The organism is Streptomyces violaceorubidus (assembly GCF_000717995.1).
GTDB classification, from domain to species: domain Bacteria; phylum Actinomycetota; class Actinomycetes; order Streptomycetales; family Streptomycetaceae; genus Streptomyces; species Streptomyces violaceorubidus.
Genome location: NZ_JODM01000006.1, coordinates 187,246 through 207,251, shown reverse-complemented (window position 1 = coordinate 207,251; position 20,006 = coordinate 187,246). Strand labels below are relative to the sequence as shown.

Sequence of the window (20,006 nt, the reverse complement as noted above, 5' to 3'; positions counted from 1 at the left end):
GCCGAGGCCCCCGCGACGTCCGTGGACGTCACCGGGGGCCTCGGTGCGGGTGCGACGGGGAAGCTCAGCCCTTGCGGGACTTCACTTCCTCGGTGAGCTGCGGGACGACGTCGAAGAGGTCGCCGACGACGCCGTAGTCGACCAGCTCGAAGATCGGGGCCTCGGCGTCCTTGTTGATCGCCACGATCGTCTTCGAGGTCTGCATGCCGGCCCGGTGCTGGATCGCGCCGGAGATGCCGGAGGCGATGTACAGCTGCGGGGAGACGGACTTGCCGGTCTGGCCGACCTGGTTGGTGTGCGGGTACCAGCCCGCGTCCACCGCGGCGCGCGAGGCACCGACGGCCGCGCCGAGCGAGTCGGCGAGCGCCTCGACGATCGCGAAGTTCTCCGCGCCGTTGACACCGCGGCCGCCGGAGACGACGATCGCGGCCTCGGTCAGCTCCGGGCGGCCGGTCGACTCGCGCGGCGTGCGCGAGGTGACCTTGGTGCCGGTCGCGGCGGCGGAGAAGGTGACCGACAGGGCCTCGACGGCGCCGGCGGCCGGGGCGGCCTCCACGGCGGCCGAGTTCGGCTTGACCGTGATGACCGGAGTGCCCTTGGAGACGCGGGACTTGGTGGTGAAGGCGGCGGCGAACACCGACTGGGTGGCCACCGGACCTTCGTCGCCGGCCTCCAGGTCGACGGCGTCGGTGATGACGCCCGATCCGAGGCGCAGCGCCAGGCGGGCGGCGATCTCCTTGCCCTCGGCGGAGGACGGGACCAGCACGGCGGCCAGGGAGCCCTCGGCGGACACCGCCTCGACGGCGGCCTGGAGGGCGTCGACCTTCGGCACGACCAGGTAGTCGGCGTACTCGGCGGCCTCGTGGGTGAGGACCTTCACCGCGCCGTGCTCGGCGAGGGCGGCGACGGTGTCACCGGCGCCGGCGCCCAGCGCGACGGCGACGGGCTCGCCGACGCGGCGGGCCAGCGTCAGCAGCTCCAGGGTCGGCTTGCGGACGGCACCGTCCACGTGATCGACGTAGACGAGAACTTCAGCCATGGGACTTCTTCTCTCCTGCTTGCGAAAGATGAGGGGCGGTCAGCGGGGCCGGGCTCAGATGAACTTCTGGCCCGCGAGGCTGTTACACGAATTTGCGCTCCGCGAGGAAGGCGGCGAGCTGCTTGCCGCCCTCGCCCTCGTCCTTGACGATCGTGCCCGCGGTGCGCGCCGGACGCTCGGCGGCGGACTCGACGACCGTGTAGGCGTTCTCCAGGCCGACCTCGTCCTCGTCGATCTCGAGGTCGGACAGGTCCCAGGACTGAACCGGCTTCTTCTTGGCCGCCATGATGCCCTTGAAGGAGGGGTAACGCGCCTCGCCCGACTGGTCGGTGACCGACACGACCGCCGGAAGGGAGGCCTCCAGCTGCTCCGTGGCCGAGTCGCCGTCACGGCGGCCCTTCACGACACCGCCCTCGACCGAGACCTCCGACAGCAGCGTCACCTGCGGCACACCCAGGCGCTCCGCGAGCAGCGCGGGGACGACGCCCATGGTGCCGTCGGTGGAGGCCATGCCGGAGACGACCAGGTCGTAGCCGGCCTTCTCGACCGCCTTGGCCAGCACCAGGGAGGTGCCGATGGCGTCGGTGCCGTGCAGGTCGTCGTCCTCGACGTGGATCGCCTTGTCCGCGCCCATGGACAGCGCCTTGCGCAGGGCGTCCTTGGCGTCCTCGGGGCCCACCGTCAGGACGGTGACCTCGACGTCGTCGTCGGAATTCTCGGAGATCTGCAGCGCCTGCTCGACCGCGTACTCGTCCAGCTCGGAGAGCAGACCGTCCACGTCGTCCCGGTCGACGGTCAGGTCATCGGCGAAGTGCCGGTCGCCAGTGGCGTCGGGCACGTACTTCACAGTGACAACGATCCTCAAGCTCACGCCGGCTCTCCTACTGCGTCGACATTTCAGTGCTGCCTCTTGCAGGCAGCATAGGCGCCCCAAGCGGCCGATCCCGGTCGGGGCGACCTGCGCTCCGCCCGGAATATTACTCGTCAGTACATCCAGTTCTTTCCCGCTAAGCAAGCGCTTTGAACTGTGACCTTCGCAACGCAGCGTAACCGGAACCCGACGCCTTCGCAGCAGCCGTCGCGCCGGCGGTCAGTCGCGCAGACCCCGGTAACGCCCCTGGTGGTACAGCAGCGGCTCACCGGCTCCGGCGGGGTCGCCGAGGAGGACTTCCGCCAGCACGATCCGATGGTCCCCCGCGGGCACCCGGCCCACCACACGGCACGCGAGCCAGGCGAGCACACCGTCCAGCACGGGCACCCCCTCGGGCCCCTCCCTCCAGACGGTGGGCGCCGCGAAGCGGTCGGCGCCGCTGCGGGCGAAGGTGACCGCCAGCTCCTCCTGGTGCTCGCCGAGCACGTGGACGCCGACGTGCTCCGCCTCGGCCAGCGCGGGCCAGCTCGACGAGCCGGTGCCGACGCCGAAGGAGAGCAGCGGCGGGCGGGTGGAGACGGAGGTGAGCGACGTGGCCGTGAAACCGACCGGACCGCGGGGGCCCCGCGCGGTGATCACGGCGACGCCCGCCGCGTGCCGCCGGAAGACGGACCGCAGCAGGTCGTCGGTGGCGGGCCGCGGTGCGGCGAGGTCGGGTGTGACCGTCATACGGGATGGTCCTTCCGCGGTGCGCCTCGGGTTCGGCAACGGCGAGCCGGGCGTGGGGGCAGGCTGACGACGGGTGGCACACACAGTCAATTACGTCCCGGGATGTGGGGGCTGTGGAGAGGACCTCACCACCGGCGTGGCGCTTGTCACACCGCCTCGCCCAGCGCGGCGATCACGTCCGCCCTGCGCGGCTGCCCGACGGCCCGCCGTACGACGCGGCCGCCGGCGTCCAGGACCAGGACGGTGGGGGTCTTGAGCACGTCGAGGGCGCGGACGAGTTCCAGATGGCCCTCGGCGTCGATCTCGACGTGGGCGACGCCGGGGACCAGGTCCGCCACCTCGCCCAGTACCCGCCGGGTGGCCCGGCAGGGCGCGCAGAAGGCGCTGGAGAACTGGACGAGCGTCGCGCGGGTGCCGAGTTCCGCGCCGAGGTCGGCCGCGTCGAGCCGCGGGGCGTCGGCCGCCGCCCGCCTGTCGTCGTCCTGGCCGCGCACCGGCGTGCCCCCGTTCCGCCGCCACCGCGGCCCTCGTGGGCGCGCGTACCCCGCACGCCACCGGTTCGGTACTCCGAAGGTGCAGCGTTCGCGAAGCCGCGGAGATTCCCGCTCACGGCCCCTTTTCGGCCATGAAGGGGGTGGCAAGTGACGAGGATCTCGCCGCACCCGGGCACCAAGGCTGGTACACGGGCCGTTCTTGGGGCACGATCTGCGACAAGCCGCAAACCTACGGCTGCGTAACTTTCGACTGGGAGCTTCCCTTCCCAGGCTGACAAGGAAGGGTTCGACCCGCCCATGGCAGAACTCGTCTACCGTCCGGTCATCGGTCTCGCCCGCACCATGTTCAAGGTGTGGGACCTCAAGATCGACTGCCGGGGTTCGGAGAACATCCCGCGCTCGGGCGGCGCCGTACTGGTGAGCAACCACATCAGCTATCTGGACTTCATCTTCGACGGTCTGGCCGCGCTGCCGCAGAAGCGGCTGGTGCGCTTCATGGCGAAGGAGTCGGTCTTCCGGCACCGGGTCTCCGGTCCGCTGATGCGCGGGATGAGACACATCCCGGTCGACCGCAAGCAGGGCGAGGCGGCCTACGCGCACGCCCTGGACTCGCTGAAGTCGGGTGAGATCGTCGGAGTCTTCCCCGAGGCGACGATCTCCGAGTCCTTCACCCTGAAGAGCTTCAAGTCGGGAGCCGCGCGGCTCGCGCAGGAGGCGGGCGTCCCGCTGGTCCCCATGGCCCTGTGGGGCACCCAGCGCCTGTGGACCAAGGGCCACCCGCGCAACTTCAAGCGCAGCCACACCCCCATCACCATCCGGGTCGGCGAGGCGATGGAGGCCTCCCGCGAGCAGTACGCGGGTGCCATCACCCGGCGGCTGCGCGAACGGGTGCAGGAGCTGCTGGAGGCCGCGCAGCGCGCCTACCCCGTACGCCCCCAGGGAGCCGACGACACCTGGTGGATGCCGGCCCACCTCGGCGGCACCGCCCCGACGCCCGAACAGCTGCGCACGGCCCAGGCGCACTGAGCCGGGCGCCTCAGAGCGCGGCCGGGAGGGTCCGCCACAGGTGCGGGCGGTCGGTGGCCGCCTTCAGGACCTCCAGCACCGCCGGGTGCGGCGCCGCGTACAGCTCCGGGTAGTCCGCCTCGCCCGCCGCGCGGTCCGGCGTGAAGGCCAGTCGCTCCCTCCCCAGGGAGAACTGCGCGTTCACGCCGGGCCTGTTCCCGCGCGGGTCCTGCCGGTGCCAGGCGCCGTCGAGGCGTACGGCGACCAGTCCGTGCACCACGTCGAACCGCTGGTAGCACAGCGCGGTGGGGATGTCCTCGGCCCGCAGCAGTGCGGCCAGCGCATGCGCCTTGGCGTAGCAGATGCCGGTGCGGCGCTCCAGGACGTCGGAGGCCCGCCAGGTGACCCGCGGGTCCCCCGTGTCCTGCGAGTGCGGGATGGTGTCCCGCACGAACTCGAAGGCCAGCCGCGCATAGGCATACGAGTCCTCCGCCTCCTTGGCCAGTCGGCCGGCCACCTCCCGTACATACGGGTGATCGTGATCGATGGCTTCGTCGGCAGCCAAATAAGCGGACAGGTCAGGGGTTTGCTGGATCAGCTCCATGCCCGCGGAGCATAGGAAAGCGATCACCCGTCAGTCAATGACATTTCAGGTGACCGCATACCTATGCATACATCGGAGCGTCCGCGTCAGCGCGCCGTCTCCTCCTTGAGCGCGGCCACGAACGCGTCGACGTCGTCCTCGGTGGTGTCGAAGGCGCACATCCAGCGCACGTCCCCGGCGGCCTCGTCCCAGAAGTAGAAGCGGAACCGCTTCTGCAGGCGCTCGCTCACGTCGTGCGGCAGCCGGGCGAAGACCGCGTTGGCCTGTACCGGGTAGAGGATCTCGACACCGTGCACGGCGCGCACGCCCTCGGCCAGGCGCTGGGCCATCTCGTTGGAGTGCCGGGCGTTGCGCAGCCACAGGTCCTTGGCCAGCAGCGCCTCCAACTGCACGGACACGAAGCGCATCTTGGAGGCCAGCTGCATGGACAGCTTGCGCAGGTGCTTCATGTGCCGCACCGCGTCCCGGTTCAGCACCACGACCGCCTCGCCGAACAGGGCGCCGTTCTTGGTGCCGCCCAGGGAGAGCAGGTCGACGCCGACCGCGTTGGTGAACGTCCGCATGGGCACGTCCAGGGAGGCGGCGGCGTTGGCTATCCGGGAGCCGTCCAGGTGCACCTTCATGCCGTGCGCGTGGGCGTGCTCGCAGACGGCGCGGATCTCGTCGGGCGTGTAGAGGGTGCCCAGCTCGGTGCTCTGGGTGATCGAGACGACCTGCGGCATCGCCCGGTGCTCGTCGTCCCAGCCGTACGCCTGCCGGTCGATCAGCTCGGGCGTGAGTTTGCCGTCCGGGGTGGGGACGGTGAGCAGCTTGAGGCCGCCCATGCGCTCGGGGGCGCCGCCCTCGTCGACGTTGATGTGCGCGCTCTCGGCGCAGATCACCGCTCCCCAGCGGTCGGTGACCGCCTGGAGCGCGACGACGTTGGCGCCGGTGCCGTTGAAGACCGGGAACGCCTCGGCGCCGGAGCCGAAGTGGCTGCGGATCACGCGTTGCAGGTTGTCGGTGTAGTCGTCCTCGCCGTACGCGACCTGGTGCCCGCCGTTGGCCAGTGCCAGGGCGGCGAGCACCTCCGGGTGGGCCCCGGCGTAGTTGTCACTGGCGAAACCGCGGACCTCGGGGTCGTGATGGCGACGCGCGTCGGTCTTCGGGGGGTTCACGGCTTCTCGGTCAGCCACAGACGGTTTCCGTTCACTTCCGCGGCGGGCTTGTCCCAGACGCCTGCGACGGCATCGGCGAGGTCGCGCACGTCCGTGAAGCCCGCGAACTTCGCGTTGGGGCGCTCGGCGCGCATCGCCTCGTGCACCAACGCCTTGACCACCAGGATCGCAGCCGCCGACGTCGGCCCCTGCTCGCCCCCCGCCTTGCGGAAGTAGTCCGCCATGGCCAGCGTCCACGCCTCCGCGGCGGCCTTGGCGGCCGAGTAGGCGGCGTTGCCCGCGGTGGGGCTGGACGCTCCGGCCGCGCTGATCAGGAGGTAGCGGCCGCGGTCGCTGCGCTGGAGCGCCTCGTGGAAGGCGAGGGAGGTGTGCTGCACGGTGCGGATGAGCAGCTTCTCCAGGAGGTCCCAGTCGCCGAGTTCGGTCTTGGTGAAGGTCGTGCTGCCGCGCCAGCCGCCCACGAGGTGGACGACGCCGTCGACGTGGCCGAACTCCTTCTCGGTGCGGTCGGCCCAGGCCCGGGTGGAGTCCAGGTCCAGCAGGTCGACGGTCTCGCCGGTGACGGTGGCGCCGCCGTGCGCGTAGCGTGCCGCGTCCACCGCCTCGGCCAGCCGCTCCGGGTCGTTGTCCGCGCCGACGACGGTCGCACCCGCCTCGGCGAGCCGCAGCAGCGCGGCCCGTCCGGCGGGTCCGCCCGCCCCGGCCACCGCGATCACCGCGCCGTCGAGCGCCCCGTTCCCCATGGTCCTCGCCTCCCGAGCCTGCTGAGCCTGTTCCTGTGTCTGCCGTGCGTGTTCCCGCGTGCCGCCGCCCTCGCTCACGCGGCGGCCCGCTCGGCGCCGTCCGCGGCACCGGTGATGCCCCGCGTCGAGGCGATCACCTTCTTGAGCTTCTTGGACAGGGCCTCGTAGAACATGCTCAGCGGAAACTCGTCCGGAAGCACGTCGTCGACGAGTTTGCGCGGCGGCAGGGACAGGTCCAGGGCGTCGGGGCCCTTGGCCCACTTCGAGCCCGGGTGGGGGGCGAGGTAGGTGGAGACCAGCTCGTAGCCGGCGAACCAGTGGACGATCTTCGGTCGGTCGATGCCGTCGCGGTAGAGCTTCTCGATCTCGCCGCACAGCTCGTTGGTGACCTGCGGGGCGCGCTGCCAGTCGATGAAGAGCTTGTTGTCGGTCCAGCGGACCACGTCGTGCTTGTGCAGGTAGGCGAAGAGGAGCTGGCCGCCGAGACCGTCGTAGTTGCGCACGCGCTCGCCGGTCACCGGGAAGCGGAACATGCGGTCGAAGAGCACCGCGTACTGCACGTCGCGGGCCTGCGGGACGCCGTCCGCCTCCAGCTTCACGGCCTCCTTGAAGGCGGTGAGGTCGCAGCGCAGCTCCTCCAGGCCGTACATCCAGAACGGCTGGCGCTGCTTGATCATGAAGGGGTCGAACGGCAGGTCGCCGTGGCTGTGGGTGCGGTCGTGGACCATGTCCCACAGGACGAACGCCTCTTCGCAGCGCTTCTGGTCGTGGACCATCGCGGCGACGTCCTCGGGCAGCTCCAGACCCAGCAGGTCCACGGCGGCCTCGGTGACGCGGCGGAAGCGGGCGGCCTCGCGGTCGCAGAAGATCCCGCCCCAGGAGAAGCGCTCGGGGGCCTCGCGCACGGCGATGGTCTCCGGGAACAGGACGGCGGAGTTGGTGTCGTAGCCGGCCGTGAAGTCCTCGAAGGTGATGCCGCAGAACAGCGGGTTGTCGTAACGGGTGCGCTCCAGTTCGGCCAGCCAGTCGGGCCAGACCATGCGCAGCACGACCGCTTCGAGGTTGCGGTCCGGGTTGCCGTTCTGCGTGTACATGGGGAAGACGACCAGGTGCTGGAGGCCGTCCGCGCGCATCGCGGCGGGTTGGAAGGCCAGCAGGGAGTCGAGGAAGTCGGGCACCTCGAAGCCGCCGTCGGCCCAGCGGCCGAGGTCGGTCACCAGGGCCTCGTGATAGGCGCGGTCGTGCGGCAGCAGCGGGGACAGTTCGCGCACGGCCTCGGCGACGCGGCGCACGGCGTCCTCGGCGGCGGCCCGCTCGGGAGCGCCCTCGGCGTCGAAGTCGATCGACCCGTCCTTGGACTGCCACGGCCGGATCCGCTCCACGGCATCCTTGAGCACAGGCCACGCCGGGTGCTCCACCACCCTGCTCGCCGGAGGAACGTTCTCCTCCGCACCCACCTGCACAAGAATTTCCGTCATGTCCCATCCTCCACGGGAGAAGCTTGCGTCAAGACACCGTAGGCATACGACGTTTCTCCAATCAAGGGAAGGCTCCGTAAATTATCCTGCCTCACCCCCGGCCTCGCCGCATTTTTTCCTGTCGAGCGCCGGATTCGTATACCCGGCGCGGCACTGGGGAAACGGTCCGGCAGGGCCGTTAGGCTGCCGCCCTGCCCACGCCGACGTCGACGGAAGCGAGTCGAGCCTTGAACTTCCTCACCATCGGTCACCGCGGAGCGATGGGTGTCGAACCCGAGAACACCCTGCGCTCCTTCGTCGCCGCCGAGCAGGCCGGTCTCGACGTCGTCGAACTGGACCTGCACCTGAGCAAGGACGGCGCGCTCGTGGTCATGCACGACGCGGACGTGGACCGCACCACCGACGGTACGGGGGCGATCGCCGACAAGACCTTGGAGGAGCTGCGCGCCCTGGACGCCGGCCGCGGGGAGCGGATCCCGGTCTTCGAGGAGGTGCTGGACGCGGTCTCGGTGCCGTTGCAGGCCGAGATCAAGGACGCGGCGGCCGCGCGGGGCCTCGCCGAGGTGATGCTCCGCCGGGACCTGGTGGACCGGGTGGAGGTGATCTCGTTCCACGACGAGGCCATCGTCGAGATCGCCCGGCTGGTGCCGGGGGTGCGGACCGCGCTGGTCGCCCAGTACTACGGCCCCGAGGTGGTGGACCGCGCCGTCGAGGCGGGTGCCCGGACCCTGTGTCTGGACATCAACAGGGTCACGCTGGAGATCGTGCGCAAGGCCCGCAAGGCGGGGCTGCGGGTCTTCTGCTGGACCGTGAACACCCAGGACCACCTGCGGCTGGTGCGCGCCCTGGGGCTGGACGGCGCGACAACCGACTACCCGGAGATCAAACGCACCGGGCGCTTCACGGCCTGAGCGGGCCGAGCGGCTTGAGCGGCCCGAGCGGCTTGGGCGCCCGGACGCGCGTCACACCAGCGGCTTGACCAGCAGCTCGAACCGGAGGTCGGCGCGCTGCGGAACGCCGAAGCGCTCGTCGCCGTACGGGAAGGGGGTCGTCTCTCCCGTACGGCGGTAGCCACGGCGCTCGTACCAGGCGATGAGTTCCTCGCGCACGGAGATCACCGTCATGTGCATCTCCGTGACGCCCCACGTCGCACGGGCCTGCCGCTCCGCCTCCGCGATGATCGTCTTGCCCAGTCCCTCGCCCTGGAGCGCCGGGCTGACGGCGAACATCCCGAAGTAGGCGTGCGCCCCCCGGTGCTCCAGCTGGCAGCAGGCCACGATCCGGCCGTCGCGCTCCACCGTGAGCAGCCGGCTGTCCGGCGCCCTGACGACCTCCAGAACGCCCTGCGGATCGGTGCGCTGGCCCTCAAGGATGTCCGCCTCGGTGGTCCACCCGGCCCGGCTCGCGTCGCCCCGGTACGCGGACTCGATGAGCGCCACGAGCGCGTCCACGTCGGCGTCGGTGGCGTCGCGGTAGGTCAGCGGGGTGGCGGCGGTGTCCATGGGGCGTCTCCGGTTCGGTCTCGGGCACGGCGCGGGCACCGATGAGCGTAACGCCGCCGGCGGTCCCCACTAAGGTCGGGACGCATGGTGCACGTACTCGGCAGCCGGACCCTCCTGCGCCCCACCGACCCCGACCGCTCGCGCGCCTTCTACGGCGAGCAGCTCGGCCTCGCCGTCCACCGGGAGTTCGGCACCGGTCCCGAGCGGGGCACCGTCTACTTCCTCGGCGGTGGGTTCCTGGAGGTCTCCGGGCGCTCCGAGGCCCCCCTCGCCCCCGGGCTCGTCCTGTGGCTCCAGGTCGAGGACGCGGCGGCGGCCCACGACGAGCTGCGCGCCAAGGGCGTGGAGATCGTCCGACCGCCGGTCCGGGAGCCGTGGGGGCTGGTGGAGATGTGGATCGCGGACCCGGACGGCACCCGGATCGTGCTGGTGGAGGTGCCCGCGGAGCATCCGCTGCGCTACCGGCCCGGGATCTGAGCCGCCGGGAAGGCACCGTGGGCGGGGCGCGGGCGCCGGACGGCCCGGATGGCCGCGTCCCCGGCCCGGCCTTAGCGTGCTGGAGGGGGACGGACGGTCTGCGGCCCCGGCGGAAGGACGCCCGCACCATGAAGCTCCACGAACCCGTGACCGGCGGGCCCTGCTGGGCGGAGCTGGCGACCACCGGCCTGGAAGCGGCCAAGCGGTTCTACACCAAGCTCTTCGGCTGGTATCCGGACCCTGACCCGCGGCAGCAGGCGGGCGGCTACACGATCGCCCGGATCGACGAGGCGGCGGTCGCCGCCCTGACGCCGCTGTCCCAGCAGGGGCAACCGGTCGCGTGGAACGTGTCGTTCGCCGTGCGCGACGCGGACGTGGCCGTGCGGCAGGTGACGGCGGCCGGCGGTGCGGTCCTCCAGGGGCCCACCGACGTCTTCGACGCGGGCCGGTACGTGGTGGCCGCCGATCCGACCGGGGCGGTGTTCCAGGTCTGGCAGGGCCGCGCGTTCCCCGGCGCCGGACTGTTCAACGCGCCCGGTTCGCTGGGCTGGGTGGAGCTGCTGACCCGGGAGCCCGACCGGGCCGCCGACTTCTACACGACGGTGTTCGGCTGGAGCGTCGGAGCCTCGGGCCGCTATCCGCAGTGGGGGATCGACGGGGCGGATTTCGGCGGCATGGTGACGATGGACGACAAGTTCCCGCACGAGGTACCGGCGCACTGGCTGCCGTACTTCGCGGTGGCGGACGTGGACACCGCCGCGGTCGACACGACCGACGGCGGCGGCACCGTACTCATGGAGCCGACCTCGGTGCCCGACGGACCGCGCATCGCGGTACTGCGGGATCCGCAGGGCGCGATGTTCGGCGTGTACCGGGCGGGCGACGAGCGCTGACCGGCCCGGCGCACGAGAGGCCCGCACCGGCAGGCTCATGAGCCGACTCGCTGCGCGGGGGTGGGTCCACGCCGGGCGGGACCGGGCCGGCGGGGCCCGCGGTGGTCGCCGACCACCGGATGCCGACAGCGCCGACCCGCCCAGCGCGCGTGTGTTCCCCCCAGGGGGCGCTCAGGCCCGCAGCGCGTCGAGCCGGCCCTCCAGCTGGCCCAGCAGCCCGCTCAGGAGCGCCGCCAGTTCGTCCTGCCGGGGGCCGTCCACGCCGGACAGGACGGCCGACTCGTAGGCGAGCTGTTCGGGAAGGATGCCGTCGACGAGAGCGCGTCCGGCCTCCGTGAGGCGGACGTGGGCGACCCGGCGGTCGCGGGTGTCGCCGCGCCGCTCGACCAGGCCGCGCTCGGTGAGCTGCTTGAGGCGCTTGGTCACGGCGGCACCCGAGGAGAAGGTCTCCCGGGCCAGCTCCCCGGGGGTCAGCTCGTGCCCGGTGCGGCGCAGCGCGCCGAGCAGGTCGAACTCGGCGCGGCTGAGGCCCGCCCGGCGCAGGGGGGCGTCCTCGGCCTGCTGGAGGAGGGCGGCGCAGCGGTTGATGCGGCCGATGATCTCCATCGGCCCGGTGTCCAGGTCCGGGTGGACGGCGCGCCACTGGCGTACGACCGCGGCCACCGTGTCGCCGCCGGGCCCCGTCCCGCCGTCACCGGCTCCCCGGCCGTTCGCTCCCCCGTCGGTTGCCGTCATGGCCGTACGTCCTCCGTTCTCGTGACCGCGTCCCGGTCCGGACGCGGTGCCTGGCGTCGCACCGCCTCGGCGAGCGTACGGTGTCCGGACCGCTCCGCGAGCACGACCCTCTCCTGGGGCAGTGCGCGCCCCCACCATTCCCCGGCCGCCCCGTCCGCGGTGGCGCGCAGGTCGGTCAGCGCGGCGGCCAGGCCCCGGCGGGCGGCCTCCAGGGCGCCGACCGCGCCCGCGGGCTCGGCGAGCAGGCGCGCGGCGTGCTCGCGGGCGCGGTCGGCCGCGGTCACCGCCTGTTCGACGCGGTTCCCGGCGCGCCGGTTGGTGACGACGACGGCGGCGAGGAAGCCCACCAGGGCCCCGACGAGGGTGTCCACGGCCCGCTCGGTCATCAGCTCGCCCGGGGCCTGGTATCCGGCGAACTCGGTGACGAGCAGGGCCATCGGGGTGACGCAGACGCTGCCGAGCCAGTAGTTGCGGGTGATGAGGGCCTCGGCACCGAAGTTGAGGGCGAGGCAGCACAGGACGAGCAGGACCTGCCCGAGGTGCGCGAGCGGGACGATGGCCGCGAAGAGCAGCACCCCCGCGAGGTTGCCGACCACGCGCTGCACGGCCCGGCTCCAGGTCAGCGTCAGATTGGCCTGGTAGAGCGCGGCGGCGGTGACCAGGGCCCAGTAGGGGCGGCCGATCCCGAGGGCGAGGGAGGCGTACCCGGCCAAGGCGCAGCCGAGGGCGGTGCGCGCGGCGATCGGGGTCAGCGGGCCGAGCCGCTGCCACAGGGGCGCGGGGCGGGCGGCGCGTTCGGCGTCCACGCCGAGGAGTTCGTCCCGGTCGCCCGGTGCGTCGCCGGTGCGGGGGATGCGGCCGCCGCCGCGCAGGGCGCGGGCCCATGCACGCAGCCGCTCCGGGTCGGTGTCGGCGGGGGCGGCCAGCGCGACCTCGGCACGGACGACGAGGCGTTCCAGGGCGTGCCGGGTGGTGGCGCGGGCGCCCGTGGACGGCAGGGCCAGCAGCGTCTGCCAGGCGGCCTGTACGGCGGCGTACCCGGCGGCACGGGCGGGGGCGTGGTCGGCGGCGGGGGCGGTGCCGTGGGCGGCGGCGTACGCGGCGGCGGCGTTCAGGGCCTGGGCGGTGGCCCGGCGTTCCGGGCCGTGCGGGCGGACGAGGGCGGGTGCCATGCCGACGAGCCAGGCCCAGAGGCCGGCGGCGACGGCCAGCGCCAGGTGGCCGGGGACCTGGCCGAGGGTCTGCGGGACGAAGAGGGCGGCGGAGCTGATGAAGGTCAGGACCACGTTGCCCGGCGGGCCGACCCGGGTGGCGTCGCACAGGGCCTTCTGCACGGCGGCCAGCAGCGCGCCGACGGCGACCAGGACGACGGCTTCGCGGGTGAGCGAGGCGGTCACCAGGGCGACGGCGAGGCCGCCGATCATGCCGAGCACCACCCACGCCAGGGTGCGGGCGCGGGCGGCGTAGGGGCGGTTGTGGGCGTAGAGCGCGCACAGGGACCCGGCCATCGTGTACATCGCCAGGTCGAGCCGGCCGAGCGCCAGCAGGAGCAGGTTGGGCGGGGCGACGGCGACGACCGAACTGAGGGCGGGCTTGAACCAGATCTCGGAGGGCCGGCGCAGGCGCAGGACGCCTGCCAGGGACAGACGTCGGACCGGTGGGGGGCCGGAGGTGGGGGTCGCACTGCTCATACAGAGAGATTAACAAGTGTTTTACCTGTAAATCAAATATCGGCTGCGAGACCGTGCCCGTCACCGACCAGCGACGATCCACCGCGGCCAGGGCGCGCGCTCCCCCGGACACCCCCGCGTACACCCTTGCGCTCGCGTGCGCGCCGCGTGGCACGGGCAGGCCTTGACCGACCGTGGACCGCCGAACGGGGAGGTGCGTGTGCACGGACCGGCGTCGCCCGGATGGCTGCTGGTCGCGCTGTGCGCGGCGACCGGCGCCTACTGCCTGCTGCGGATGCGCAGCAGGGTCGAGGAGCAGCGCCGCACCGCGGGCGGCGAGGCCCTGATGGGGTTCGGCATGGCCGCCATGGCCGTACCCGCCGCGGTGTTCACCCCGCCGTCCTGGACCTGGCCCGCCTACGCGGTGGTGTTCGGGGCCGCCGGGCTGCGGGCGCTGTGGGCGGCCCGGTCGGGCCGTCACCACCTGCACCACCTCGTGGGAGCCGCGGCGATGGTCTACATGGCGGTGGTGATGGCCGGCTCCCCGGCCCACGGGCACGGGCACGGCACGTCCGGCACACCGGTGCTGACCGGGGCACTGCTGCTCTACTTCACGGGCTACGTGCTGCTGACCGGCGTACGTCTGATACCCGTCGTGGCGGTGGCCGACGGCCGCACGGCGGGTGGGTGGGGCGACCGGCCGGAGCTGGCGCGGGCCTGCCGGCTCTCCATGGCGATCGGGATGCTGGCCATGCTGCTGCCCCTGTGAGACCCGGGGCCGGGGCCCGGTCCGCCCGGGGTCCGCCGTGGGCCGTCGTTGGCTGCGTCACTTCACGCCACCGACCGTACTGCCGACGGCGTCGCGCTCATAGGCTGCCCCCATGATTCTCCCCGCGGCACTGCTGCTGCTCGGCGCGCTGACCGCCGTGCTCGCCCCCAGGCTGCTCGCCCGGGCCGACTGGCCGGATCGTGAACCGGTGGTCGCCCTGTGGGTCTGGCAGTGCGTGGTGGCGGCGGTGATCGTGTGCTGCGCGCTGTCGATGACGCTCAGCGCGGCGGCGGCCTGGCACGCGGTGGGCGGGCCCGTCTTCGCGACCGCTCCCGGCCCGGTGGTCGAGGCCTACGCCCTGGGCACCTCCGGCCTCTGGGCGGACACGACCGCCGTCACGCTGGCCTGCGGTGGGCTGTGGAGCGCCGTGATGCTGGCCCGGGAGGTCGTTCGGGCCCGCTCCCGGCGCCGGCTGCGCCGGGCGGAGCTGCGGCAGCGCGCTCCGCTGCTGCCCGGTGAGGAGCCCGGCCCGGGGCCGCTCGTGGTCCTGGAGGGCGAGCGGCCGGACGCCTGGTGGCTGCCCGGCGCTACGCCCCAGCTGGTGGTCACCACCGCCGCGCTGCGCCGTCTCAAGGGCCGGCAGCTGGACGCGGTGCTCGCCCACGAGAAGGGACACGCGCAGGCGCGGCATGACTGGCTGCTGCACTGCTCCGCCGCGCTGGCGGAGGGCTTTCCGCGGGTTCCGGTCTTCTCCGCGTTCCGTGACGAGATGCACCGCCTGGTCGAACTCGCCGCCGACGACGTGGCCTCCCGCCGCTTCGGCCGGCTGACGACTGCCCTGGCCCTGGTCGAACTCAACGAGGACCGCGGGGTCTTCGGACCGTGCCCGACCGCCCGGGCCGACGTCCCGCAGCGGGTCCACCGGCTGCTCACCCCGCCGAACCGGCTGACGGCGGCCCGAAGGCTGCGGCTGACGGCCGCGGGCGCGCTGGTGCCGGTCGTTCCGGTCCTGCTGGCGTTCGCGCCGGGGCTGCGGGCGTTGGGCTAGCCTCTTTCCCCGCCACGGCAGTGGTTTCGGAGGCGTCGGTTCGGCGAGGATCGCAGCATGCAGACGCCGCCGGTCGACTCCCCGCCCGCCCCGCCGCAGCCGCGCACCGCCCTCCGCGTCACCTGGGCGCTGACCGTGAGCTCCGCGCTGCTGCTCACGCTGGTGGCCGTCGAGTGGGGCCCGTTGGTACGGCTTGACCGGGACATCGCGGACACGACCCACCGCTGGGCCGTCGAAGAGGGCGGCGTGACCCACGCCATGCGGATCCTCACCGACTGGGTGTGGGACACCTGGACGATGCGCCTGCTGTGCGCGGTGGTGGTGGTGTGGCTGTGGTGGCGCCGGGCGGACCGGTGGACGGCTGTGTGGCTGGGGGCGACCTGTCTGCTGGGCAGCCTTCTGCAACAGGTCCTCAAGGCGGCGGTGGACCGCCCCCGCCCGGTCTGGCCCGACCCCGTCGACTCCGCGCACTACGCGGCCTTCCCCTCGGGGCACGCCATGACCGCGACGTTCGTGTGCGGCCTGCTGGTGTGGCTGCTCCACCATTACGGCGCGGGCCGCGGGCCGCGCCGGGCCGGCCTCGCCGTGGCCGTGGTCTCCGTGGCGGGCGTCGGCGTGACCCGGGTGTGGCTGGGCGTGCACTGGGCCACGGACGTCCTCGGCGGCTGGCTCCTGGGCGCCCTGGTGGTGGCGTGCGCGGTGCTGGTGCACCGGCGGTGGCATCCGTGAGCCGGGCCGGACGCCCCGGTCCGGTCCGGTCCCGCGAACACACACGCACCGGGCACCGCTCCCCGCTTTCCCTCGCCTCCGTCGCCCCGTCGCCCCGTCGCCCCGTCGCCCCTAGGAGCCGGCCCATGACCGCCGTTCTGTTCGACTTCTCCGGGACCCTGTTCCGTATCGAATCCACCGAATCCTGGTTGCGCGCGGCACTGGACGGTGCCGGACTGAGGCTCGCCGCGCCTGAGTTGACGCGGACGGCCGAGGCGCTCCGGCGAGCGGGAGCGCTGCCCGGCGGCGCACCGCCGCTGCGGGTGCCGGAGGAGCTCGCCGAGGTGTGGGAGGTCCGCGACGAGAGCTCCACGCTGCACCGGGCCGCTTACACCGGCCTGTCCCGGCAGGTGCCGCTGCCCCACGGCCTGCACGACGCGCTGTACGAGCGGCACATGTCGCCGAGCGCGTGGAGTCCGTACGCCGACGCCGCCGAGGTGCTGAGCGCGTTGCGCGGGCGCGGGATCGCCGTCGGGGTGGTCAGCAACATCGGCTGGGACCTGCGGCCGGTGTTCCGCGCGCACGGCCTCGACCGGTACGTGGACACCTACGTCCTGTCGTACGAGCACGGCATCCGCAAGCCGGACCCGCGGCTGTTCGGCCTGGCGTGCGCGGCGCTGGGCGTGGAGCCGGGGCGGACGCTGATGGTCGGGGACGACCGGAGGGCGGACGGCGGCGCGGCGGCGCTCGGCTGCGGGGTGCACTTCGTGGACCACCTGCCGGTGACCGAGCGCCCGGCCGGGCTGCGGCCGGTGCTGGACCTGATTCCGTAGCTCGGGGCAACCATCCGGGCGGTCCCACCCGTCTCGGACGATCCCCCGTGTCGCCCGAGACGGACGGAAGCCGGATCGGCCCCGGAGGGCCGTCCGCCTGCGCCGAGTATAGTTGGCTGGCAGCCAGTCAACGCAGGAGTACAGCATGTCCCCGCGCAGCGCCTCGGTCAATGAAGAATTGCGGCGGCGCTCGAAGGAGCGTCTCCTGCAAGCCGCCGTGGAGCTGGTGGGCGAGCGCGGGTACGACGCGACCACGCTGGGCGACATCGCGGACCGTGCGGGCTCGGCGCGGGGGCTGGTCTCGTACTACTTCCCGGGCAAGCGCCAGTTGGTCCAGTCCGCCGTGCACCGGTTGATGCACCGCACCCTGGAGGAGGCCCTGGAGCGCGAGCCGCGCACCGGCGAGGGGCGGGAGCGGCTGGCGCGGGCCATCGACGCGATCCTCGGGCTGGCCCGGGACCGGCCGGTGCTCATGCGCCAGCACATGGCGGGCCTGCTCCAGGCGGAAGTGGGCTTCGTGCCGTGCCCCGAGCAGCGACGGCTGGCGGAGCTGCTCAGGGACACGGTCTCCCGGTACGGCTCGCAGGACGTCGACCGCGACTACCCGATGCTGCGCGCGCTGCTGATGGGCGCCGTCTTCGCGGCTCTCGTGCCCGGGGTGCCCATGCCGGCGCCGGAGCTGCGCGCCGAGTTGTTCGAGCGCTACCGGCTGGACTGGAAGCTGGGTGTCCCGCCGGACGCCGAGGCGCCCGGCGGGACGACGTGCGACCCGGACCTGTCACGGTTCTTCGCGACCGGCGTACCCGACGGGCCGGACCGGGTGGAGCAGCAGGACCGGACGGACCGGACCGATCAGTCGAAGTAGTCCGGCTGCGTCTGGGTGTTCAGCTCCCGCAGGTGGACCCGCTCGGCCGGGTCGGTGCGCCGGTCGCTGAGCTTGAGGACGTCGAAGCCCTTGGCGATGTCGTTCGAGTAGATGTAGCCGTTGTAGTAGTACGCCGACCAGGAACCGCCGGTGGTCATCGCGTCGGTGGTCAGCGGACCCCGCTCGAAGTAGGCGATCTCCTTGGGCCGCGAGGAGTCGGTGAACTCCCAGACGGAGATGCCGCCCTGGTACCACGCCTGGACCATGATGTCCTTGCCCTTGACCGGGATCAGCGAGCCGTTGTGGGCCACGCAGTTCTCGGTGTCCGCCTGGTGGCGGGGGATCTTGAAGTAGCTGCGGAAGACCAGCTTGCGGTGGTCGCCCCGGCCGACGATGTCGTAGATGCCGTCGGCGCCGCGGTTCGGGCCGATCTCCGCGTTGCAGGTGGCGGCGCCGCCGCCGCCCAGCTCGTCGGTGAACACCACCTTGTCGGCCTTCTGGTTGAAGGTCGCCGAGTGCCAGAACGCGAAGTTCACGTTGTCCTGGACGCGGTCGATGACCTTCGGGCGCTCCGGGTCCTTGATGGAGAACAGGATGCCGTCGCCCATGCAGGCGCCCGCCGCCAGGTCCTCGGAGGGCAGGACGGTGATGTCGTGGCAGCCGGTGGTCTTGGAGACGCCCGGGTTGGTGGGCCCGCCCGGGTTGCCGCCGCCGTCGGGGCCCTCACCGGGGAACAGCACGGGGAAGCCGACGAGGGCCGCCCGCTCGGGTGCCTTGCGCGGCACCTTGATCACGGAGATCCCGTCGTGCGGCGGCTGGCAGTCGGGGTAGGCGGCGTTCGGCGAGTAGGAGGAGACGTAGATGTAGACGTTCTTCCGCTCGGGCACCAGCGTGTGCGTGTGCGAGCCGCAGGCGGTCTCGACGGCGGCGACGTACTTCGGGTTCCGCTTGTCGCTGATGTCGAAGACCTTCATGCCCTCCCAGGAGGACTTCTCGGTCGCGGGCTGCGTGGTGCTGTTGCAACTGCTGTCGCTGCGCGAGGAGTCGGTCGACAGGAACAGCAGGTCCCCGGAGACGGATATGTCGTTCTGCGAGCCGGGACACAGCACCTGGGCGACGGTCTTCGGCTTCTTCGGGTTCTGGATGTCGAAGATGCGGAAGCCGTCGTAGTTCCCGGCGAAGGCGTACCGGCCCTGGAAGGCCAGGTCCGAGTTGGTGCCGGGCAGTGCGTCCTTGGGGATGTTGGTCAGGTGCTCGATGTTGTCCGAGTGGACGATCTCGTCCTGGCCGGGTATGTCGCCGCTCTCGATCGCGTCGCGCACCTCGGCGCGCGCACTCTTGGACACCTCTTTCGACGTCGCCGGGCTGTCCCCGGGGTCGGGGGTCGCCACGGCAGGGCCGGCGGTGAGCAGCGCGGACAGGAGTCCGGCGGCGGCAGCCGCGACTCCCAGGCGTCTGCGCCGCGTTCGCGGGTCACTCAACAGGGTCACTGTTTCCTCCCAACGTCCGTTCCCGGCGGAACGGTTCACGCACCCCGCAGTATCGTCTTCGCCATGCTCATACCAACAGGGGGCAACAAACTCGCAATGAAGTTTTTTGATCAGTGACGCGCGGAAGCGTGCTAGGACGGTCACGCACCCACAAGGTGCTCGGCATCCCCTCCCTCGGAGGGGCACCCCAGCAACAGGAGGTCCTTGTGTCCTTTCGCCCCGCGATGTCCGGCGCGTCACTCGTCACGGCCGCACTGACAGCTCTGGCCGTGCTCGGGCTGGGGGCCTGCGACTCCGCGTCGGACGGCAGTTCGGCGTCCGCAGCCGGGCCCTCGGTCATCGCGCCGGGCAAGCCGGGCGAGGGCAACCGGACCCTGTCCGCCGAGGAAGCCGGGAAGCAGCGCGCGGACGACGACTCCCCCAACGCGGCGGACGTCTCCTACGCGCGGATGATGATCCAGCACCACGCCCAGGCGCTGAAGATGACCGAACTGGCTCCGGAACAGGCCGAGTCCGGCCAGGTGAAGAAGCTGGCGGAACGGATCTCGGCCGCGCAGGGGCCGGAGATCAAGGCGATGGAGGGCTGGCTCGCGAACCACGGAGAGAAGGTGGCGGGCGGCGGCCACGAGCACGCCGCGATGCCGGGCATGGCGACCGAGGCGCAGCTGAAGAAGCTGCGCGCGGCCGAGGGCAAGGCCTTCGACCAGCTCTTCCTCACTCTGATGATCACTCACCACGAGGGCGCGATCAGCATGGCCACGGACGTGAAGTCCGAGGGCAACAACGTGCTGATCGAGGAGATGGCCGACGACGTAGTGGCCCAGCAGACGAGCGAGATCTCCCGGATGCGCGCCATGCTGTGACGGCGCGGCGGGCCCCCGGCCGGAGGACCCCTC

The 20,006-nt window shown here is 72.4% G+C and carries 22 protein-coding genes; 10 read left to right on the top strand and 12 right to left on the bottom strand.

The features are described from left to right. Positions 1 to 64: 64 nt before the first annotated feature. The 4 genes from IE94_RS0111705 to IE94_RS0111690 form a co-directional block, all read right to left on the bottom strand. On the bottom strand, positions 65 to 1,039 hold the full coding sequence (locus IE94_RS0111705) for an electron transfer flavoprotein subunit alpha/FixB family protein (RefSeq protein WP_030182111.1): 975 nt from the start codon (positions 1,037 to 1,039) through the stop codon (positions 65 to 67). An 82-nt stretch (positions 1,040 to 1,121) separates the two neighbouring features. Then, complete coding sequence (locus IE94_RS0111700; RefSeq protein ID WP_030182110.1) at positions 1,122 to 1,910, bottom strand: electron transfer flavoprotein subunit beta/FixA family protein; 789 nt, start codon at positions 1,908 to 1,910, stop codon at positions 1,122 to 1,124. A gap of 219 nt (positions 1,911 to 2,129) precedes the next feature. Continuing rightward, entirely contained in the window at positions 2,130 to 2,639 is a 510-nt protein-coding gene (locus IE94_RS0111695; RefSeq protein ID WP_030182108.1) for a flavin reductase family protein, read from the bottom strand. 146 nt (positions 2,640 to 2,785) lie between these two features. Beyond that, the gene (locus IE94_RS0111690; protein WP_030182106.1) at positions 2,786 to 3,133 is read right to left on the bottom strand and encodes a TlpA family protein disulfide reductase; all 348 of its coding nucleotides are present in this window, start codon (positions 3,131 to 3,133) and stop codon (positions 2,786 to 2,788) included. Between the two features lie 297 nt (positions 3,134 to 3,430). On the opposite strand from IE94_RS0111690, the gene IE94_RS0111685 reads away from it, so the two are divergent. Beyond that, a complete protein-coding gene (locus tag IE94_RS0111685) occupies positions 3,431 to 4,159 on the top strand; it encodes a lysophospholipid acyltransferase family protein (RefSeq protein ID WP_030182102.1) in 729 nt (242 codons plus the stop codon). Between the two features lie 10 nt (positions 4,160 to 4,169). Here the strand turns inward: IE94_RS0111685 and IE94_RS0111680 are convergent, their stop codons facing one another. The 4 genes from IE94_RS0111680 to IE94_RS0111665 all read right to left on the bottom strand — a co-directional run bounded on the left by IE94_RS0111680 (position 4,170) and on the right by IE94_RS0111665 (position 8,120). Next, positions 4,170 to 4,742 carry a transglutaminase domain-containing protein gene (locus IE94_RS0111680; RefSeq protein WP_030182099.1) on the bottom strand — a complete coding sequence of 191 codons (573 nt, stop codon included), beginning with the start codon at positions 4,740 to 4,742 and terminating at the stop codon, positions 4,170 to 4,172. 86 nt (positions 4,743 to 4,828) lie between these two features. Beyond that, entirely contained in the window at positions 4,829 to 5,899 is a 1,071-nt protein-coding gene (locus IE94_RS0111675; RefSeq protein WP_030182096.1) for a threonine aldolase family protein, read from the bottom strand. Further along, positions 5,896 to 6,642 (bottom strand): SDR family oxidoreductase, encoded by a 747-nt coding sequence (locus tag IE94_RS0111670; RefSeq protein ID WP_030182093.1) that lies wholly within the window; start codon positions 6,640 to 6,642, stop codon positions 5,896 to 5,898. The genes IE94_RS0111675 and IE94_RS0111670 overlap by 4 nt, the downstream gene beginning before the upstream one ends. A 74-nt stretch (positions 6,643 to 6,716) precedes the next feature. Further along, on the bottom strand, positions 6,717 to 8,120 hold the full coding sequence (locus IE94_RS0111665) for a DUF6421 family protein (protein ID WP_030182090.1): 1,404 nt from the start codon (positions 8,118 to 8,120) through the stop codon (positions 6,717 to 6,719). A gap of 227 nt (positions 8,121 to 8,347) precedes the next feature. On the opposite strand from IE94_RS0111665, the gene IE94_RS0111660 reads away from it, so the two are divergent. Beyond that, a complete protein-coding gene (locus IE94_RS0111660; protein WP_030182086.1) occupies positions 8,348 to 9,031 on the top strand; it encodes a glycerophosphodiester phosphodiesterase in 684 nt (227 codons plus the stop codon). A gap of 51 nt (positions 9,032 to 9,082) precedes the next feature. On the opposite strand, the gene IE94_RS0111655 is transcribed toward IE94_RS0111660, so the two are convergent. Next, complete coding sequence (locus IE94_RS0111655) at positions 9,083 to 9,622, bottom strand: GNAT family N-acetyltransferase (RefSeq protein ID WP_030182083.1); 540 nt, start codon at positions 9,620 to 9,622, stop codon at positions 9,083 to 9,085. Between the two features lie 84 nt (positions 9,623 to 9,706). Between IE94_RS0111655 and IE94_RS0111650 the strand changes: the two genes are divergently transcribed. Both IE94_RS0111650 and IE94_RS0111645 read left to right on the top strand, forming a co-directional pair. Continuing rightward, on the top strand, positions 9,707 to 10,099 hold the full coding sequence (locus IE94_RS0111650) for a VOC family protein (protein ID WP_030182080.1): 393 nt from the start codon (positions 9,707 to 9,709) through the stop codon (positions 10,097 to 10,099). A gap of 128 nt (positions 10,100 to 10,227) precedes the next feature. Continuing rightward, positions 10,228 to 10,992, top strand: coding sequence for a VOC family protein (locus tag IE94_RS0111645; RefSeq protein WP_030182077.1), 765 nt, complete (start codon positions 10,228 to 10,230; stop codon positions 10,990 to 10,992). Between the two features lie 171 nt (positions 10,993 to 11,163). On the opposite strand, the gene IE94_RS0111640 is transcribed toward IE94_RS0111645, so the two are convergent. Continuing rightward, positions 11,164 to 11,727 (bottom strand): MarR family winged helix-turn-helix transcriptional regulator, encoded by a 564-nt coding sequence (locus IE94_RS0111640; protein ID WP_030182074.1) that lies wholly within the window; start codon positions 11,725 to 11,727, stop codon positions 11,164 to 11,166. Beyond that, on the bottom strand, positions 11,724 to 13,418 hold the full coding sequence (locus IE94_RS0111635) for an FUSC family protein (RefSeq protein WP_030182072.1): 1,695 nt from the start codon (positions 13,416 to 13,418) through the stop codon (positions 11,724 to 11,726). The genes IE94_RS0111640 and IE94_RS0111635 overlap by 4 nt, the downstream gene beginning before the upstream one ends. A gap of 199 nt (positions 13,419 to 13,617) precedes the next feature. On the opposite strand from IE94_RS0111635, the gene IE94_RS0111630 reads away from it, so the two are divergent. From IE94_RS0111630 to IE94_RS0111610, 5 genes are all read left to right on the top strand, one after another. Beyond that, positions 13,618 to 14,166 carry a DUF5134 domain-containing protein gene (locus tag IE94_RS0111630; RefSeq protein WP_030182069.1) on the top strand — a complete coding sequence of 183 codons (549 nt, stop codon included), beginning with the start codon at positions 13,618 to 13,620 and terminating at the stop codon, positions 14,164 to 14,166. Between the two features lie 112 nt (positions 14,167 to 14,278). After that, a complete protein-coding gene (locus tag IE94_RS0111625) occupies positions 14,279 to 15,214 on the top strand; it encodes a M56 family metallopeptidase (RefSeq protein WP_030182067.1) in 936 nt (311 codons plus the stop codon). Positions 15,215 to 15,271: 57 nt separating this feature from the next. Next, positions 15,272 to 15,943: a phosphatase PAP2 family protein gene (locus IE94_RS0111620; RefSeq protein WP_030182065.1), complete on the top strand. Its 672-nt coding sequence runs from the start codon at positions 15,272 to 15,274 to the stop codon at positions 15,941 to 15,943. Positions 15,944 to 16,068: 125 nt separating this feature from the next. Further along, a complete protein-coding gene (locus tag IE94_RS0111615) occupies positions 16,069 to 16,755 on the top strand; it encodes an HAD family hydrolase (RefSeq protein ID WP_030182063.1) in 687 nt (228 codons plus the stop codon). A 145-nt stretch (positions 16,756 to 16,900) separates the two neighbouring features. Next, on the top strand, positions 16,901 to 17,620 hold the full coding sequence (locus IE94_RS0111610; protein ID WP_030182060.1) for a TetR/AcrR family transcriptional regulator: 720 nt from the start codon (positions 16,901 to 16,903) through the stop codon (positions 17,618 to 17,620). Here IE94_RS0111610 and IE94_RS0111605 read toward each other — a convergent pair. Continuing rightward, positions 17,608 to 19,110, bottom strand: a complete 1,503-nt coding sequence (locus tag IE94_RS0111605) for an LVIVD repeat-containing protein (protein ID WP_030182058.1) — start codon at positions 19,108 to 19,110, stop codon at positions 17,608 to 17,610. The genes IE94_RS0111610 and IE94_RS0111605 overlap by 13 nt on opposite strands. Before the next feature lie 206 nt (positions 19,111 to 19,316). Here IE94_RS0111605 and IE94_RS0111600 point away from each other — a divergent pair, with 206 nt between their 5' ends. Beyond that, complete coding sequence (locus IE94_RS0111600; protein WP_030182056.1) at positions 19,317 to 19,973, top strand: DUF305 domain-containing protein; 657 nt, start codon at positions 19,317 to 19,319, stop codon at positions 19,971 to 19,973. Positions 19,974 to 20,006 lie beyond the last annotated feature (33 nt).